The organism is Mycobacterium sp. HUMS_12744610 (assembly GCF_041206865.1).
Classification (GTDB): domain Bacteria; phylum Actinomycetota; class Actinomycetes; order Mycobacteriales; family Mycobacteriaceae; genus Mycobacterium; species Mycobacterium servetii.
This window is the reverse complement of sequence record NZ_JBGEDP010000001.1, coordinates 831,273-848,882: the sequence shown is the minus strand read 5'-3', so window position 1 is coordinate 848,882 and position 17,610 is coordinate 831,273. Positions and strand designations below refer to the sequence as shown.

General features: G+C 59.9%; 11 protein-coding genes and 8 pseudogenes. 6 read left to right on the top strand and 13 right to left on the bottom strand.

The features are described 5' to 3' along the window. The first annotated feature begins 232 nt into the window (after positions 1–232). Both AB8998_RS04290 and AB8998_RS04285 read left to right on the top strand, forming a co-directional pair. A pseudogene (locus AB8998_RS04290) lies at positions 233–1,451 on the top strand (ISL3 family transposase). A 65-nt stretch (positions 1,452–1,516) separates the two neighbouring features. After that, positions 1,517–1,666: pseudogene (locus AB8998_RS04285) on the top strand (IS3 family transposase); the annotation flags it as partial. Here AB8998_RS04285 and AB8998_RS04280 read toward each other — a convergent pair. From AB8998_RS04280 to AB8998_RS04240, 9 genes and pseudogenes are all read right to left on the bottom strand, one after another. Further along, the gene (locus AB8998_RS04280; RefSeq protein ID WP_007172264.1) at positions 1,666–3,210 is read right to left on the bottom strand and encodes an MCE family protein; all 1,545 of its coding nucleotides are present in this window, start codon (positions 3,208–3,210) and stop codon (positions 1,666–1,668) included. The pseudogene AB8998_RS04285 and the gene AB8998_RS04280 overlap by 1 nt on opposite strands. Before the next feature lie 5 nt (positions 3,211–3,215). Then, positions 3,216–4,343 (bottom strand): virulence factor Mce family protein, encoded by a 1,128-nt coding sequence (locus tag AB8998_RS04275; protein WP_033721559.1) that lies wholly within the window; start codon positions 4,341–4,343, stop codon positions 3,216–3,218. A 2-nt stretch (positions 4,344–4,345) separates the two neighbouring features. Beyond that, positions 4,346–5,860, bottom strand: coding sequence for a virulence factor Mce family protein (locus AB8998_RS04270; protein WP_007172262.1), 1,515 nt, complete (start codon positions 5,858–5,860; stop codon positions 4,346–4,348). Then, complete coding sequence (locus AB8998_RS04265; protein WP_007172261.1) at positions 5,857–7,422, bottom strand: virulence factor Mce family protein; 1,566 nt, start codon at positions 7,420–7,422, stop codon at positions 5,857–5,859. The genes AB8998_RS04270 and AB8998_RS04265 overlap by 4 nt, the downstream gene beginning before the upstream one ends. Next, the gene (locus tag AB8998_RS04260; RefSeq protein ID WP_007172260.1) at positions 7,419–8,462 is read right to left on the bottom strand and encodes an MCE family protein; all 1,044 of its coding nucleotides are present in this window, start codon (positions 8,460–8,462) and stop codon (positions 7,419–7,421) included. The genes AB8998_RS04265 and AB8998_RS04260 overlap by 4 nt, the downstream gene beginning before the upstream one ends. After that, positions 8,459–9,676, bottom strand: coding sequence for an MCE family protein (locus tag AB8998_RS04255; protein ID WP_007172259.1), 1,218 nt, complete (start codon positions 9,674–9,676; stop codon positions 8,459–8,461). Before AB8998_RS04255 ends, AB8998_RS04260 begins: the two co-directional genes overlap by 4 nt. Positions 9,677–9,682: 6 nt before the next feature. Continuing rightward, complete coding sequence (locus AB8998_RS04250) at positions 9,683–10,444, bottom strand: ABC transporter permease (protein WP_369741418.1); 762 nt, start codon at positions 10,442–10,444, stop codon at positions 9,683–9,685. Positions 10,445–10,554: 110 nt separating this feature from the next. Further along, positions 10,555–11,268: an MlaE family ABC transporter permease gene (locus AB8998_RS04245; RefSeq protein ID WP_085981747.1), complete on the bottom strand. Its 714-nt coding sequence runs from the start codon at positions 11,266–11,268 to the stop codon at positions 10,555–10,557. Positions 11,269–11,774: 506 nt separating this feature from the next. After that, positions 11,775–12,136: pseudogene (locus tag AB8998_RS04240) on the bottom strand (metal-dependent hydrolase); the annotation flags it as partial. Positions 12,137–12,326: 190 nt separating this feature from the next. Here AB8998_RS04240 and AB8998_RS04235 point away from each other — a divergent pair. Continuing rightward, positions 12,327–12,640 (top strand): annotated as a pseudogene (locus AB8998_RS04235) (IS256 family transposase); the annotation flags it as partial. 42 nt (positions 12,641–12,682) lie between these two features. Here the strand turns inward: AB8998_RS04235 and AB8998_RS04230 are convergent. The 3 pseudogenes from AB8998_RS04230 to AB8998_RS04220 all read right to left on the bottom strand — a co-directional run. After that, positions 12,683–12,896: pseudogene (locus tag AB8998_RS04230) on the bottom strand (integrase core domain-containing protein); the annotation flags it as partial. Positions 12,897–13,106: 210 nt separating this feature from the next. After that, positions 13,107–13,982 (bottom strand): annotated as a pseudogene (locus AB8998_RS04225) (IS110 family transposase); the annotation flags it as partial. A 223-nt stretch (positions 13,983–14,205) separates the two neighbouring features. After that, positions 14,206–15,086, bottom strand: a pseudogene (locus AB8998_RS04220) (DDE-type integrase/transposase/recombinase); the annotation flags it as partial. A 57-nt stretch (positions 15,087–15,143) separates the two neighbouring features. Between AB8998_RS04220 and AB8998_RS04215 the strand changes: the two are divergent. Then, a pseudogene (locus AB8998_RS04215) lies at positions 15,144–15,557 on the top strand (transposase); the annotation flags it as partial. An 82-nt stretch (positions 15,558–15,639) separates the two neighbouring features. After that, entirely contained in the window at positions 15,640–15,957 is a 318-nt protein-coding gene (locus tag AB8998_RS04210; RefSeq protein WP_367870059.1) for a hypothetical protein, read from the top strand. A 146-nt stretch (positions 15,958–16,103) separates the two neighbouring features. Here AB8998_RS04210 and AB8998_RS04205 read toward each other — a convergent pair whose 3' ends face one another. After that, positions 16,104–16,805 carry a TetR/AcrR family transcriptional regulator gene (locus AB8998_RS04205; protein WP_033721584.1) on the bottom strand — a complete coding sequence of 234 codons (702 nt, stop codon included), beginning with the start codon at positions 16,803–16,805 and terminating at the stop codon, positions 16,104–16,106. Between the two features lie 315 nt (positions 16,806–17,120). On the opposite strand from AB8998_RS04205, the gene AB8998_RS04200 reads away from it, so the two are divergent. Next, positions 17,121–17,570, top strand: a complete 450-nt coding sequence (locus AB8998_RS04200; protein ID WP_007172254.1) for an SRPBCC family protein — start codon at positions 17,121–17,123, stop codon at positions 17,568–17,570. Positions 17,571–17,610: the final 40 nt, after the last annotated feature.

Here is a 17,610-nt window from a genome sequence, read left to right as displayed (position 1 = left end):
TCAATCGACCGTTCTGATCGTCGGTGCCGGCTGGGGGTCAGCGAACCGTTTGCCGGCTCTTCCGGAAATGGAGTGCAGGTAAACGCTGCGGCGACTTGTTGATTGGGTCGTGTCGGTGAGCTAATACGGGCGGCGGGCAGAGGATGCAGGTTCCTACACCTTTGTCGTCTGCCTTCTGGGGAGTCCTGTGTCCGAGCCTACGTCTTGTTCTGCTGCTGTTGTTGCCGACACGATCGTGCGCACGGTCGAACTTGGGGTGACGATCACCGATGCTGCTGTCGACGGCGAGGCCACGGTGGTGTTTTGCAACTTGCTCGATGATGGCCAGCGGCATTGTCCGGGCTGCCGTCGAGACGTCAACCGTGACACTGTGATCCGCAACGTGACTGATGTGCCGGTGGTCGGGCATCCACTTCGCCTGCGGGTGCCGCGCTACCGCTGTGTCGACACCGCCTGTGAGCGGGAAGTGTTCGCCCACAACACCTCTGCGCTAGCGCGGCCAGGATGGTCGACCACCCGCAGATGCGCCCGCTACATCTGTCACCGGCTGATGATCGACCACGCCACCGTCGCCGCGGTCGCCCGCGAGCTCGGCCTGTCCTGGGACACTGTCAACACCATCGCCATGGACGCCACCCAGCTGATCGTGGCCAACGACACCGGCCGACTCGACGGCGTGCGGGTCATCGGGGTTGATGAGCATCGCTGGTCACATGTGCGTCGACCCGACTCAGAGGGCTACGTCACCGTCATCATCGACCTGACTCCCGTGCTCGATGGCACCGGCCGTGCGCGGCTGCTCGACCTGGTCCCCGGACGTTCGGCAGCCGCCTTGAGCAGCTGGCTGTCTGAGCAGAGCTAAGCGTTTCGCGAACAGGTGCAGGTCGTGGCGATGGACGGGTTCGGCGGCTACAAGACCGCGGCGACAGATCAGCTGCCTGAGGCCACCGCGGTCATGGACCCCTTCCATGTCGTCGCGCTGGCCGGCGCCAAGCTCGACCTGTGCCGCCAGCGCATCCAACAACAGACATGCGGGCACCGCGGCCGCACGGGTGACCCGCTTACCTTGTGCGGGGCACGTTGCGCACCCGCTATCCGCTGCTCAATGCGCACCAAAAAGCCCGACTGGAAGCCGTTTTCACCGATGAGGCCCACCTCGCGGTCCAACTGTGCTGGAGCTTCTACCAACGCCTGATCGCCGCCTACGCCCACCCCGACCGCCGCCGCGGCAAAACCATGATGACCACGATCATCAACACCCTGCGCCATGGCGTCCCCGACGAGCTCGAGGAACTGGCCCAACTCGGCCGCACTCTATGGCGCCGCCGCAACGACATCCTGGCCTTCTTCGACCACCACGCCTCAACGGCCCCACCGAAGCGATCAACGGCCGACTGGAAGCACTGCGCCGCAACGCGCTGGGATTCAGAAACCTAACCCACTACCGATGACGCTCACTGCTGCACAGCGGAGCCCTGCACTCACTCGTCAACGCACTCTGAATTACGAAGAGCCGCTTTGGCGTGAAGAAGGACTGCGCGTACCGCAGCGGTGACGACGCAACCGCCGCGGCAGTTCCACCGCGCCGACCACGGTCGCCGATGCGGCCAACCGGGTGTGGGCGGTCGACTTCCAGTTCGATGTCACCACCGATGGGCGGCCGCTTCACCGAGGTTGAGGTCCTAACATCTCCTTCCAACCGTCGTCTCCTATTTTGGCCGAATCTTCGATGGTGTATTTGACGCCATCGGGCCCTAGGAACTCGCCGCTTTGCGGACTATAGATAGCTGCAGCACCGCTAGGAATGTAAATGCACGGGTTCGGCTGCTGACCGTTGCACTGGACGCTCCCAGAACCTGGCCGTTGCAGTGGATCGCTTCGTGGAGGAGGCGTCCCCGTCACCCGGTCGGAAGGAAGCGGATTGATGCCGGTATCGACCGACGGAGCCGGTATGACCAAGCCGGGTTTCACCGGCTGATCACAGCGCGCCGCAGGTGCGGGGCAGCTTAGAATCTGGTTCGGATCCCCGTACCAAGGATTGGTCCCCAGCGGGACATACGGCTCTTTGCTGCGGCATTCGCGCGGCGTGGCCGCGCGCTTGCCGGGAACATCGACACAGGGATAATTACGCGCGCCGCGGACCGCGTTTTGTGCCTCCATCGGAATCTTGCAGTATCGCGTGGTCAAAAGCCCGGGAGTCTCGTCCACAAAGGATCGCCATTGCGATGCCGGCAAGAACCCCGTCAGGCAAGCAGGGGTCATATTTATTGGCGTTTGGAACGAAAGAGAAAACGTATGTGGGTAAGCAGCGGTCACTGTCTCACCGAATGCGGGAATTTGCGGAAGTATGACCAGCAATTGCTCTACATTCTTGTTGTACCGCTTGAGCAGATCGGCCACAATCGCAACATTTGCTAGGGTCTGCGGCAAAGTTTCGCGAACGTCGCCGAGCACGGCTTTAATCTGATCGGCGGTCGGCGCAACCTGGCCCAGGATGCTCTTGAGCTGTTTGTCCTTTTCCGCGGCCTGCGCGTCGAGAGTATTTAAGTTGTGCGCCCACCGCTCGATGGGATCACGCGAGTTGGCCTGGCTGTCGATGATCGGTGCTGCGTTTTGGACGATATCGTTGACGTCGCTAAGGTTTGTTTTGAAATCCCCAACGATCGATTGGGTCGAGTCGACTAGCCGCTGCAGGGCTGGGCCCAGGCCGCCGACCGCTTGAGCTGTCTCATCGAGTAGTCCGGCGATCTTGTCTTTGGGCAGGACGTCCAATGTATGGTTAACGGTATCCAGGGTCGGGCCAATTCGTTTAGGCACCGTGCTGTTAGTGATGGTCTGGCCGGGCGAGAAATACTTGGCCGGATTCTGCGCGGATACTAGGTCTATGTATTGTTCGCCGACCGCCGACACCGAATGCACGTTCGCCGAGGAGTCAATTGGGATTTTGTACTGGTCGCTGATACGCAATGTGGCCCGAACTCCTTGTTCGGTCGGCTCTACCCGAGTTACCTTTCCCACGGTGATTCCGCGGTAGGTGACGTTTGCAGTGGGATAAAGCCCTCCCGACGTGGGTAAATCCACCTCCAAACTGTACTGGCCCATCCCAACGACGCTCGGCAACCTCAGATAATGCCACCCAAGAACGCTCATGGCGAGCATCGTGACGATAGTGAACACGGTTAGCTGAAGGCGAAGGCGTCGAGTCAACATGCTGCCTACTCCTCGTCACGCTCGGGGGGTTCGTCGGCGGGGTTGGGTGCGAACCTGACATCGGGAAGCATGGTGTTCGGATCGCGGCCCCACGATTGCTCAAGCGCTCGCAGTGCGCCGGAGAACCCGGTTCCGGTGAGGAGCGCATTATCGATTGCACTCAAGGTGAGGTCCAAGGTTATCGAAACATTCATTGAGTCGCCGTGTACCACCTTCGGGATGGCGTCGGCGCTGAACGGGAGGGTCAAGGCAATCTTTAGCGTCTCGACCAGATCCATCGAAGCCCGGCTGAGTTGTTTCAGGGGACGCTGCAGTTGGCGCACGTCTTTATCCAAGTCGGGACGCGCCGCCGTCAAGGTCTGATTGAGGACGTCGCTAAACCGGCCCAACGCATTGGTCGCATCGAGGAACGGCTGTCGTTGTTCAGCGAAATGCTTTGCCAATGGGGGAAACTCGGTGAGAACGTGGTCCAGGGTGTCTGATTGCTTGGCTACATAAGTCAACAGCCGGTCTGTGGAGTCGATAGCGCGAGTGATGTCATCACGTTGCTCGTTTAGTCGGGCGGTGAAGGTGTCGAGCTTCTTGAGGAAATCATGTATCTGATCGGCCCGCCCAGTCAGCATGTTACGGACTTCACTTGCGATCACTTCGACGTTAGGGATGCCGCCACCGCGCAGCACCGCGGCAAAACTGGCCAGGACCCGCTCGGTGGTGGGATAGGCGGACGCATTCTGCAGCGGGATGATGTCGCCGTTCTTCAATAGTTGCGGTGATGGGTTGGCTGGCGACGCCAGCTCCACATGCTGTGAGCCGAGCAGGCTGGTCTGCCCGATCTTCGCGGTGGCGTTCTTCGGTAGCTTGACGCCCTTTTCTAGATCCAAGGTCAACGTCGCGATCCAGTTTTTCAGGCCGATTGCGCGTACCCTGCCGACAAAAACGTCGGCGACGCGTACCCGACTATTGGCATTCAAAGCCAGCGTTTCCGGCATCTGCACATAAATCGTATAAGAGCCGGATTCGCTTCCCGGGCCACCAGGCAGTGGCACATTAGCGATACCTCGCCAGCTAGCACACGAGGTAAGTACTGTAGCGGCCGCAAATAGCGCCACGAACCGTGACATTCCCGCCCGCATGCTCACTGGCCGGATCCTGTCGCGACTGATGCTGCGTCAGCGGCGGGTGGCGGGCCCGGCGGCGGTGGACCCATATTGGAATAGGCGTTGGGCGGCCCCGGCGGCGTCTGAAACCTTGATGGCGGCGGTGTCGTGTCCGGGCCTCCCATCAGCTCAGCGAGCGAGTCCGGTGTCAGCAAGCTTTCGGTAGCCGGTCCCACTGTGAGGCCTTGCTCACCGGGCGCTACGACCCAGCCGGGCTCGTGGTTACCATGTGACAACGGCGAGTCCGGCGCCCAAATCCCGGGGACCGTGGTGTCCTTGAACCCCGGCGGAGGCTGTAACCGAGGCTCGGAATATGCGATATGTTTGGGCAGTACAGCAGGAGTTTGGTACAGGTTGATGCCAGCCGGGGGTCCATTGAACTTGATCGCATCCAAAACCGGCGTCAAGTATTGTGCGCACAGTTCGGCAGACTCTTGGTATCCCATACGGCTGCCGGCCTGCATCGCGCTGCAGATGAACTGCAATGGGTTGGCAAAGTTTGGCAGGGCTATTGCACCTGTCAGCGCGCCGTGCGCCGGCTCATAGATTGCGAGGGCGTTGGCGGCAAAATGGGGGAAGACATGCAGCGCCGTTTCAAGCGCATTCAGCGGCTCGGGTTGAACCAGCGCGGTGGTCACATCGGCGAGGGTGTTGATGTCGTGGGTTAGCCCATCACGATTGTCCGCTAGAAGCTTTCGCAATGCGGGAAGCATATCGTCTACCTGTTGCAGTGCCTTCGCAAGCCCGGGATCTGAGCTGGTAAGTGAACTGGTAAATACGGCGAGGTCCTTATTCAAAGCGACGAAATTCCGATCATCTTTATATAGCGCGTTGACGAATAAGGCCATGCTGCGCAGCACGGCAAAGAAATCGGCACGCCCGTCATTTAGCGCGGTCAACGCTTGCGAAAGCCCGGTCAAAGTACTGTTGATCTCTTTGCCTTTGCCGGCCAAGCCGTCCGCGAAAGATTCGATGACTTCGCCGAAAGGCCCCTTGGGCTGCTCGGGCGTAGGTCCCAGCTTCGAGATAATGTCCGTGATACCATTGCGCAACTGATCCCATTCCACCGGCACCTGTGTTCGTTCGATGGGGATCACCGCATGATTTCCTAGCGATGGGCCGCCTTCATAGGGCGGTTCCAGCTGAATGACGCGCGAGGCGACCAGCGCGGGATTGAGGATCACCGCAGAGGCGTCAGCGGGCACTTTGTATTTTTTCTCGTAGTGGAAAGTCACCTTCATCTTGTCACCCGACGGCTCGACCTTGTCGATCGCGCCCACTCGCACACCCATTATCTGGACCTTGTCCCCGACATAAAGCGCGTTTGCCTCCGGGAAATACGCAACCACCGTGTTATTGGTCATTTTTTCGTAGAAATCCCGAGCAGCCAGCGTCGTAATAGACGCCAGCAGTATCACCAAGGACCCAACGATGATTGCAGTTCGCGAAAACTTCGGGAGTTGAATTTTGCGTATATCGAAAACAGTACTCAATTCTGGCTGCCTCCCGTCGCAGCGCCGCTGCCTCCTGTTCCGCCCGGGGTGATGAATGGGCCCGGCAGCTGCGGGCCCGGGCCCGGCGGGAATGGTGGTCCCGGGGGGAGTCCTGGCGCGAAGGTCGACGGCGGTGATGTCGGGCCGGCCGGCGCCAGGTTCTCGGTACGCGCGCCTGGTGGAGCTTTTACGGGAAGCCGCACCGGAGTGCCTGGCACATTCGGCGGGGGCTCGTCAGGTCGTCCGGCAATCGGGATACCGGGTGTTGGTGGCAGCCCATTAGGGTCGGGAGGTGACGTTTGGACGTCAAACGGCGCGATCGTCGACGGGCCACCGAAAGGGCCGGCGCCCAAACCCATGCAGGGAAGCGGGTTCCATGGCCGCGGCAAACCGTCCTCTGCGGGGGTGTAAGCGCACGACGCGCCTGGCGGAACCGCCGGTCCTGGATGGTCCGGGGTGCCCTCCCTTACCGGCGGAGCTGGCGGTGGCGCGCCATTGGGAAACCGGGTGCCGTTAGGATCGGGGAACTGGTAGGCGGGCAAACCAGCGCTGCGCCAGAATTGTTCAGGGTCGATCCCACGTTTCTTGAACGCCGCGTCGACCCAAGGCTGAGTCATCCAAAAAGGTGCAAGATTCAGCAGAGCCACCTTAAAGTAGGGACCCGACGCTACCGACTCCGCCAAAGCCGACGCATAATAGCTTACGTTAGGCGCCCACTCGACGAGATCTTTTTTGTGTTTGAGTAGCAGATCGCTAATCGTCCTCAATTGCTCGACAACGTTATGCAGATTCGGGTTGTCATCGATCAAACCCTTCAACTGGGCGGAAACGGCGGCGATATTGCCCAGCAAGCCGTCGATGGCACTCTTGCGCTCGTTGAACGCCGCCAGAACGATCTGCGTGTTAACCAAAATCCGATCGATTTGCTTGCTGCGATCACCGAGTATGCTTGCCACCTTCCTAGCGTCAGCAAGCAGCCGTTGGATTTGCTCGTCGCGTTTCCCTAGCGTGTCAGAGAACTTGGCCACACCATCCAGTGCTGCACTCAGATGCGGGTAAGTCTGCTCAACTGTCTGCGACAGCACATTCAGGGAGCGTTTGACTGTATTGATGTCCCAGCCGGTAGCCGCCTTCGTGACGTCGAAGAACGCGTCGTAGATCTGGTACGGGCTGGTGGTTTGCCCAAGCGGGAGTGTCGCATTTGGTTGGAGCACGCGGGAGCCTTGGGGATCGATCTCGAGCACTTTCTTCCCCAGGATGGTATCGGTACGGATCGCAAGACGGCTTTTAGATCCGATTGTATTGGAGCCGATGGAAAACTTCATGACTACATGGTTGCCATTGATCGTAAATCCCTGCACTTCGCCGACATTTACCCCAGCGATGCGAACTTTATCGCCCTTGTTCAGCCCGCCTGTGTCTTTGAACTCTCCGTAATAGGTTGCCTGGGCAAACAACATCGGAATGCTGGTGAAGCTTTGCCCTACTCCGGTCACCACCGCTGCAACGATGATTCCCATCGCCCCCATCCGATACGGATTGATTGCTTGAAGGGTTCTCACTTCGGAGTGCACCTCCCCGTCGGCTGACTCCAAAGCTTCACGGTACGGACGGGCCCGCCAGGCTGCAGGCCATCAACCTTCAGCGTGACGTCGCACGCGTAGAAATTGAAGAAGTCGCCATAAAGCCCCCCGATACCCGCGACACGCTTCGCAGATTGTGGGGCGTCCCGTAACACCCCGTCGACGTAGTCGAGCCGGTCAATTAGCGGTTGGAGGGTATTCTGCACATAGCCAACGGCCTTCTGCAGCAGTGGCCGATTGTCTGACAACAGATCCGCCAGCGTGCCGGCCACATTACCGATGTGCGCGACATTGGCCGCGAGCGGATCGGCTTGATTGCTCAACCCGGTGATCAACTTATCGACGTTGTCGATCGTTTGGTCGAATTCCTTGCGATGCTTGACCGTGGTCTCTAGCACGACGTTAAGGTTTGAGATGACTTCACCGATTGCCTGGTCACGTCCAGCGATCTGCGCGGTTAGTTGCGCCGTCTGGTCCAAGATATCGTTGATCGTGCCACCTTGGCCCTGAAACACAGTGACGATCGCGGTCGCAATCGTATTGACTTTGTCGGGATCGAGCGCGCGAAACACCGGCTTGAAACCACCGATCAGTGCATCTAAATCCAGGGCTGGCTCCGTACGTGACAGCGGGATAAACCCACCCGGCGGCAACACCCGATCCATCCCTTCACCGTCGCCGCGCTTAAGTTCTACGTAGCGCTGCCCAAGTAGGTCGGCATAGCGAATGGACGCGGTCGTCGACTGATAAAGCGGCACCGAACGGTCTACTTCGAAGTCCACACGCACCCGATGACCGCCCTCCGTGATCCGTACGCTGCTTACTTTGCCGATCTCCACCCCGGAGGCACGGACAAACTGGCCGGCGCGCAAGCCGCTCGCAGTACTGAATTCGGCCGTGTAGCTGGAGGTCTTGTTAAAGCGCAACTGGGCGAACACCACGACAATGATGACCGTCACGGCAATTAAAGTTAATACGGCAGTACTAAACTTCACTGCCGTAGCGGTGATTTTTTTCATGGGTTGATCGTGTTCTCCCCCCACTGGCGGCCCCACACGTATTCATTGGCCTGCGGTTGCGGGATTCCAAAGTGGGTGTATGGCGCGATGCTGGAACCGCTATCCGTTACCAAGTACGGAGCAGGCCACAGATCGCGGGTAATGGTCTTCCAGCATCCCGGTTTCCCGCCCGGTCCGCCGTGAGCATTCACTCGCGGCAAGTTGTCAGGATAGACGTACGCATTTGTTCCTCCCAAGATCGTGCCTGTTAACCTTACCGAGTAACCGTTGCCGCTCTCCCCATCCGTCACTTTCGGTAGCACATTAGCGCCATGGTGAAAAAGGCAGTAAAGCTCCGGACTGTAGGTGTCAAGCAGTTGAGTCACCGGCACCAGGTCGCTGACCGCATGCTGCAGGTCCGATCTGCTCTGGTCAATGATGTCGGCACCGGTGTTTCCAACCCCCACCGCGGCCAAGAGTGCGGCGTCCAGATCCTTCTTTTGCTGGTTGAAGGTACGCGCCGTGGTGACTGCGTTATCGAGGGCGCTCCAAAGATCCGGCGAGGCATCCCCGTAGATATCGGCTAAATCCGCCAACCGTTGAATATCATGGCGGATTTGAGGCATCTGCGGGTTGATGTCATCGAGTATGGTGTTTCCATTGATGATCGAAGCCCCGAATTTATCGCCTTGCCCATTTAACGCTGCAGCCACCGCCGAAAGCGTTAAGTTCACCTTGACCGGATCCACCTTCTCTGAAATCTGCATGACCGTCTCGAACAACGTGTTAAACTCCGTTGTTTCCGACCTCACCACAATTATGTCAGCCGGTGTAACCTTCCGGGCCACAGGTTGTTTGGGCGAACTCAACGACACGTACTTGTTGCCAAACACCGTGGTGGCTGTAATTTCGGCATTTACGTTTAGCGCGATCAGCCCGGCGTATTTTGGCGCAATTTCCAGCAGCAGCTTGGCCGCCGGCTTTCCGTCACGCTCCACCTCGCTGATGCTGCCCACCCGGCCGATCTCCACCCCGTTGTAAGTGACTTTCGCCCCCCGATCCAAGACCAAACCCGACCGGCTAGCCAATGCTGTTAAGGTTATCTTGGGTGTGAAGCCACCCCGGAACTGGACCCAGACGACGATCAGCACGACCGCGGTGATGAGCCACAAAGCCAGCCCCGCTAACTTTCGGACCGAAATAAGTCGCCGTAGCCGCTTGCTTGTGGTTGCCATAATAATTTACACCGTGAGATTGAAGTTGGGGTTGACGCCGTAAATCGCTAACGAAGCCATTAGCACGACCATTACGATGGCGATTAGCGATGCGCGCATCGATCTCCCGACTGCCGCGCCGACTCCAACCGGACCGCCGCTGGCGTTGTATCCGTAGTAGCAGTGGTTCAACATCACGACTGCCGAAATGGCGACCGTCTCCGCAAGAGAGTACCAGAAGTCGTTAACCCTCAGGAAAGTGTTGAAGTAATGGTCATACGTTCCGATTGATTGCGCATAGAACAAAGTTGTCACCAGCTGGGCGGAAAAGAACGAGAGGAGGACCGCGACCGAATATAGTGGGATAGTGACGATGAAGGCGCCAATAACTCGGGTAGATACCAAATACGAAACTGATTTGATTCCCATCACCTCAAGCGCATCAATCTCCTCGCTGATCCGCATGGCGCCCAATTGCGCTGTAGCACCGGCCCCGACGGTCGCGGCTAAAGCAGTGCCAGTTACGATTGGCGCCACCACACGCACATTCGCTAGCGCGGCGAAGAAACCGGTGAACGCCTCAACGCCGATATTGCCTAGCGAGGCGAACCCTTGAATCGCAATCAGCGAACCGGCCGATAGCGTCACAAAGCCGATGATCGCCACCGTGCCGCCGACGGCGGCCATTGCGCCAGTGCCCATGCCGATCTCGGCGATCAGGCGCAAGACTTCCTTTCGGTAATTCTTTAGGGTAAACCCGAGATAACGGAGCACTTCGCCGACGAACAGCGCGACATCACCAGAGGCGTCGAGCGCACGGCCAGGAGCGCCGACCCATCCGGCGCCTAGCTTCCAAGCGCGTGGGAAACGTGATTGCACGACCGTCGGGGAAGCCAATCTCAACGCCCCGTTCCGAACCGCACACCAATGGTAGTCAGCACCACGTTGACCGCAAATAATGCGACCACCGCAAGAACCAACGTTTCGTTGACTGCTGTGCCCACCCCTTTGGCTCCCCCGCCGGCTGTCAACCCGCGGTAGCAACCCACCAGCCCGGCAATAAGCCCGAATAAGGTGGCCTTCACAATCGAGATCAGCACCTCGGGCAATCCAGTAATCAAGGTTAGGGTCGAAACGTATGCGCCGGCCGAAACATTCTGGATATACACACCGAACAAGAACCCGCCGACCAGCCCGATACTGATCACCGCGCCATTGAGCAGCAGGGCTACAATGGTCGATGCAACCACCCTGGGAACTACCAGTCGATGAATCGGGTCGATGCCCAACACCTCCATCGCATCGATCTCCTCGCGAATAGTCCTAGCGCCCAAATCCGCACAAATCGCAGTAGAACCTGCGCCAGCGACCACGAGCACCGTCACAAGGGGGCCCAGTTGAGTGACGGCGCCGAGCGCAGCCCCAGCGCCGGAGACGTCGGCGGCCCCAAATTCGGCCAATAAGATATTCAGCGTAAAGATGATTAGCACGGTGAGCGGAATTGCGACCATAACGGTTGGCAGGAACGACACACCGAGTAGAAACCAACCCTGTAGGATGAATTCGCGCCATTGGAACGGACGTGCAAGCGCCTTGCCGGTTAGCACACACATCTGAGTGAAGCTGGCCACCTGCCCTAGCGGTTTCCGCAGTTGTTCACGAAGGTATACCGACAAACCGTTGGATGCCGTCACCGATGCCCCTCGACAACAGCACCACGTGCGTCGCGCTGCAGCAGCCGATCAACGTACAGCGCGACCGCCGAAACCGTGACCAGCAGACCATACTGGGTGGTAGCGCTCAACCCATCGCTCGCGCCAGAGATGTCCGTTGTGCCGACGTTGCACAACAACACGTTGAGCGTGAAGATGCTTAGCGCCGCCAGGGACGAAGAAGCTGCGATGGTTGGCAGGGTCGACATCTGCATCAAAAACCGCAACTTGGACGATGAACTCAAACCATTGGAACGGCCTCTCAGCACGGCCTTTTGCCGAATTGAAATGGCATCTGCGAAAACACGCCGCCAGCTCCCAACGCTGGAAAAGGTCTGATCCCGGACGTCTTCGACGAGAATGACTCTGGCCGTGATCACCGGGTCATCCATAGGTCGCGAACCCACGGTGAAGTGTTCTGCGGCTGCTGTCACCGCCAGCGGAATCCGGGCCGGCAGCACCTCCTCGATGCGTTTCACCCAATCAACAAACTTTTCGGAATCCCACCACGCAATCGGATACCCCATGTCAACGAGCTTGTCATTGAGCGCCCGATGCTGCTGGCCATGCACCGATTCCTGACCGATAAACCCGGCCACCCGCTTCTTCAACCCAGGATCGGTGACCTCATCGGCAAACCGGCGCACCGACCGAATGAACAACTCCTCCCCCGGCGGGAACGACCCCGACAAGTTCGCCCACAGGTGGCTGAAGATGATGTCGTCATCCACGATAATAGTTGCTGCCCTCCCCCCACCGAGAAACATATCCGCCGAGTCCTCGGATACCGAGACCCCACTCGGTGCACTCATAGTGGTCACGACCCCCTATATATCTAGCCTGTGCCCCCGTCGACCACGAAGGTTACCTTTTCCCCGAACTTCTAGTTTCGGATACTGACAGTACAGGGTGTCGGGCGTTACAGTACTGCGAAGCGACAGGGTGCGCAACGCTAGCCCCGCGACGTGCTGACCGCGGGGGGGCGGTCAAGGTGCAGGCCCCGCGGGTCAATGACAAACGTATTGATCCCGATACCGTTGAGCGGCAGCGGTTCTCGTCGACGATCGTGCCGGCGTAAGCGCGTAAGTCGCCGCAGATGGCCGAGGTGTTGCCGTTGCTGTACCTGCATGGGCGTCCAGCGGGGATTTCAGGCCGGAGCCCTGGAGCAGTTCCTGGGTCGGGGGCCGGGTTGTCGGCAGCCACGATTACCCGGCTGACCGCCCAGTGGCAAGACGAAGTCGCCGCGTTCGGCGGCAGGGATCTGTCCGCCACCTGAATCGCCCCGGTGAGTCCGGAGACTTTCTGATGTGAGATTTCAGCCAGCGGCTGGTCTCTGGCGTGGAGTGCAATAGGCGGCTTCGAGTTCAACTGGTGGGGATATCGCCGCAGTATTCGTAGAGGCGACGGTGGTTGAACCAGTCGATCCGCCGTGCGGTGGCCAGCTCGACGTCCTTGATGGAGCGCCAGGGCTTGCCGGGCTTGATCAGCTCGGTCTTGTACAGGCCGTTGACCGTCTCGGCTAGTGCATTGATGCTCCTATATCCGTCAAGCGGCTGGTTTTTCGGCTTGTGGAGTGGTGCGCAGTGGATGCACGAGGCCCATATCTCACGGGCAAGGAAGCGTTTTAAGCACCGGATGATTTCGGCCTTGGACTTGCCTTCGGCGGTGCGTCTTGCGAGGTACGCCTGGGTGGGTTGATGGTGTTGCATGCCCACGATGACGGTGCGGTAGATCGCCGCATTAGCCTGGCGGTGGCCATCCCAGTTGAGCAGGTGGCGAACGGTTTTGCCGGTGGAGGCTGGGATCGGGCACACGCCGCACAGCTTGGTCCACGCGGCTTCAATACGGATCCGGTCGGGGTTGTCGCCGGCGACGATGAGCATCTCGGCGGCGGTGTCGGCGCCGATGCCGAATGCTGCGGTCAACTCTGGCGCGATCTCGGTGACCAATTGGGCGAGTAGTTTCTCGTGTTCAGTGATCTCCTCGTTGAGATGCTGCCAGCGGCGGGCGATCGAGCGCAGGGTGTGCTTGGTTGCGGCTTCGACCGTGCTGATGCCAGCTGGCCTCAGGCCGGCGTAGCGGCGGATTAGGGCCATCTTGGACAAGGGCTGCAGTTGTTCACGCAGCTCGTCTGGGGCGTTAACGATGACCGTCTTCAGCGAGATCATCGCTGCCGAACGGGCTTTGACCGCAATATTTTTGGCGATTTTGATCTGTCGGATCATATCCACGGTGTCATCGGCGGTCTTCGGGGTGGCGGTGGCATGGCTACCAAGCACGGCACGGGCGGCGTTTTCGGCGTCCAGGAAGTCGGACTTGCCGCGCAGCCGCCGGTCGCGCCGGTCGGTGCGCATTACCTCCACGACACCGATGTCGCTGCGACGCACGGCTGCGGTCAGGCCGGCTCCGTAGGAGCCGGTGCCTTCGATGGCGAAGGTCAGGATGTGGCCCGGGTGGCTAGCCCATTCGATCAGCTCGGCATAGCCGGCGCGGTCGGCTTGGAACGTTCCGGTGTCAAGCACCGCGCCGAAGTCGTCGAACGCGGCGGCGACATGAACGAACTTGTGGGTATCAACACCGATCACGACTCGACCGCGGCGAGGTGTGGTTGCCATGCTTGTCATTGCGACCTTCAGCGGGTTGTTGAGGCTGGCCGGTCGGGTGACGGGACTGCGATGGGACCTGGTGTGGTCAGGCTTCTATGAGGTCACTGCCCGCTCGGTCAGCACGAGGTGGAACGACCGCCCGTTGGACGACAGATCAACAGCCAGGACACCCATACCGCTGGGTCAGTCATAACACGAGTCAGGCGACCAGACAGCCGCCAACATTCTCACAGTCATAGGAGCTGCCGACCGCTCGGACCGAGGACTGGATGCCCGCTTCTGCGTGCCGTTCGCTGAACCTGATCGAGGTGTATTGACTGCGATCCCCGATCCGTCTGGTGGACAACGTCTTTGAGATCAGTACACCTTCTTGTTGACGGTTCTAGATGGCTTGCTCGATCGCATCGAGGACCATCGAGGTGGCCATCGTGGAAGCGACCCGCCAGCCCAGCATCCCGCCGCGCGTAGGCGTCGGTGGCGAAAGCGACGTAGGCAAACCCTGCTCGACGGTGCATCTGGCCACTGGAGTGCCCTCGCGGTTGAGCGCCAGCCACACCTTGTGGGCACCGTACACGCCGTAGTTGGCGGCGTAGAGCCGGCTGATCTGTTCTTTGAGTTCGTCGTCACGGCGTTCGCGGCGGCTGGGCTCGCGGTTGATGTGGTCGTAATAGGTCGATGGGGCGATCGGCATACCCAGCTCGGTCAGCTGTGTGCAGATCGACTCGACACCCCACCGCAAACCATCAGGGCCATCGCGGTGACCGTGATGATCGGCGATGAACTGGGTGATTAGTGTGTTGGCAGGTCGAGCTCGGCCGCGGAGAAAGCCGACGCCGTCTTGAAAATCGCATTGGTCCTTCCGAATTCGGCGTTCTCTCGCCGCAGTCGTTTTAGCTCGGAGGACTCTTCGGTCGTGATCCCCGCGTGCGCCGCATCGATCTGAGCCTGGCGCACCCACTTGCGCACCGCCTCGGCCGTGCCAACACCAAGTAGCCCGGCGATCTCACTGGTCGCTGCCCACTCCGAATCGTGCTGATCGCTGATCTCCGCGTCCATCCGCACCGCCCGCTCCCGCAGCTCTGGCTGGTACCTCCTCGACAAACCACCTGACATGACTCCATCCTTTCCAAGAAATGGAGTCTCCAGACATGCCGGGGCGGTTGAACGCGCATGCCAACTCTTTCACGGTCCAAAACAGTTGTCATGGAAACGTGGGCATCGGTCATCGCGTTGGCGCGCTGGTTGGGAACCGAGAGCCCCGCGCCCGTGCCGAGGGTCCGTGCTGATGGCCGCATGGAGCTCGTCGGGCTGGCTGACGGCTTCCGGGGATCGACTGAGTTCTGGGCTGATTTGCTGCGCGATTGCCGCCGCCGCGCCATGACCGCAGCGGTGCTCGCGGTCGGCGACGGCGCCCTGGGCTTCTGCAAGGCGTGCGGGAGGTGTTCCCGGATATTCGAGAGTAGCGCTGCTGGTGGCATAAGCAGGCCAATATTCTTGCCGCACTGCCGAAATCGGTGCACCCAGGGTGCAGTCGCGGCGATGAAGGAGATCTACAACGCCGAGGATATCGACAAAGCCCAGCTCGCGATCAAAGCGTTCGAGATCGACTACGGCGCCAAATACCCCAAAGCGGTCGCCCAAGATCGTCGACGACGCCGAGGTGTTTTTGGAGTTCTACCGGTATCCCGCCGAGCATTGGATCCACCTTCGCACCACAAATCCGATCGAAAGTACCTTTGCGACAGTACGTTTGAGGACCAAAGTCACCAAAGGGCCGGGCTCCCGCGCGGCCTGGCTGGCGATGGCCTACAAGCTAATCGAGGCCGCCCAGGCCCGCTGGCGCGCGGTCAACGCACCACACTTGGTCGCCCTCGTCCGTGCCAGCGCCGTCTTCCACAAGGGCAAGCCGCTCGAACGGCCTATCGACATCACACCCGAACCGTCGGCAGCTGAGCCTCAAACCGTCGGATCGCAGGTCGCCTGAAACTCACCGATCCACAGGTCTTGACGATATCTCCACTCCCGATCCGTGTCTCCGGCACATCCACTCCTCGTAGTGTATGCCTCTACGGTTCAGGGCAGGTTCAGCATGTCGGCGCCGCCAGCCGCCCGAACTGGGAAAGCGACCGCTTAATTTGCCTCGGCCGATGACTCTAGCTTCGTGTCAGGAGTGAGGTGCACCCCACGCACTTCCGCAATTGCCGAAAAGGCGCCCCACAAAAAAGCGGTCAACTCTTCGACAAGGGCATCCTTGCTGACGGTCGGGGAATTCAGCCAGCGCAGCACACCAAGTCCCACCGCTCCCAGAGCAGCATCCACAACATATTCAAAGTTGGCGCCCTCGCCACCACGCGCCTCGATAGCGGCTGACCAAACATCCACCGTGGCGTCCGAGAGCGGCCTGCCGCCCTCGATCAAATCCGCGGGCGAACGCCCGTCCCTGAAGTGGGAATTCACCAGGAAACGAAAAAGATTAGGCCGCTTATCCACGAGCCCGACGTAAGCGGCCACCGCGGAGCTGACCAGCTCCAGCGCCGTGGTGGCGGCATCAAACTGCGGCACGACTTGCTCGATGATCATCTCCTGCACCCGCTGGCCGACCGCGGCGAATAAGGCGTCCTTATCCGCGAAGAATCGATACAGCTTGGGCCTGGGGATCCCCGCGGTCTTTACGACATCGTCGATGGACAGGTCAGGCCCATACTCGTCGATCGCGCGAAGCGTCGCTTCTATCAGCTCCGCCCGCACAGCAGCTCGATGCTCGCGCCAACGATCGGCTCGGGCATCTCCGGTCAACTCCGGTAGCAGCCGCCCCACGGCACCCAGGTTCATCGACACCCCGAAATTCTAATCTAAAAGCTAAAGCTACTGCACAAGCCAACGGTGCGTCAGGCAACTCCTCACGCGTTGAGCCTCTCGGTGCCCGCCTGGAAGCGCCTGAACGTCGCGCCGCGCGTGACGATCCGTCTTCACCATCATGAACGCGATTCATCGTAGCGGCCGGCCGACCCACCACGAGGGAGATTCGAAATCCAATTCTATTGACGGGTTGTGACGGTGATGCCACCATCAACCCATGCGCACTGACTGCAGGGATCATTCTGTAGGCGATGCCACGGCGGAGTCTTTGGCCTGGGCTGGTGGCGCATGACGATGGTGTTCGCGTCTGGCACTCTAGAATTGCCGGCTGAGGCGGTTTTCGACTACGCTGTCGACTACCGCCGGATGCCGGAGTGGGTCTTTGGGTTGCGCACCATTACGCCAATCGGCGAACTATCAGACGGGGTCGGCGCCGAATTTCGAGGAACCGGCAAGATCGGCCCAATCGCGATGACCGGAACGAGTCGCATCACCGAGTGGGAGCCGTGCCGGCGCATCACAGAGGCCTTGGTGACCAACAACGGCATAGTTGCCTTGGCAGCCGTTGCCACGACGCCGATGGGATCAGCAGTGACCCGCGTTGACATAACTGCCGACTACAAGTTCCCCGGTGGGCTCGCGGGCAAAGTCCTCCAGCGCGCTATCGAGCCGTTGCTTGGTTCAGGTATCCGACACACTGAACGAGCACTGCGTCGGCAATGTCTACGCACCTGCTGAACAGCTCCCACACACTGAGCCGTCCCGGCGTTTCCGGAGA

Excerpts from the sequence above, each read along its gene's own strand:
- AB8998_RS04275 (WP_033721559.1), bottom strand. The coding sequence starts at position 4,343 with ATGCGGGCGGGAATGTCACGGTTCGTGGCGCTATTTGCGGCCGCTACA.
- AB8998_RS04205 (WP_033721584.1), bottom strand. The coding sequence starts at position 16,805 with ATGAACCTGGGTGCCGTGGGGCGGCTGCTACCGGAGTTGACCGGAGAT.
- AB8998_RS04200 (WP_007172254.1), top strand. The coding sequence starts at position 17,121 with ATGACGATGGTGTTCGCGTCTGGCACTCTAGAATTGCCGGCTGAGGCG.
- AB8998_RS04255 (WP_007172259.1), bottom strand. The coding sequence starts at position 9,676 with ATGGCAACCACAAGCAAGCGGCTACGGCGACTTATTTCGGTCCGAAAG.
- AB8998_RS04280 (WP_007172264.1), bottom strand. The coding sequence starts at position 3,210 with ATGTTGACTCGACGCCTTCGCCTTCAGCTAACCGTGTTCACTATCGTC.
- AB8998_RS04245 (WP_085981747.1), bottom strand. The coding sequence starts at position 11,268 with ATGTGTGTGCTAACCGGCAAGGCGCTTGCACGTCCGTTCCAATGGCGC.
- AB8998_RS04260 (WP_007172260.1), bottom strand. The coding sequence starts at position 8,462 with ATGAAAAAAATCACCGCTACGGCAGTGAAGTTTAGTACTGCCGTATTA.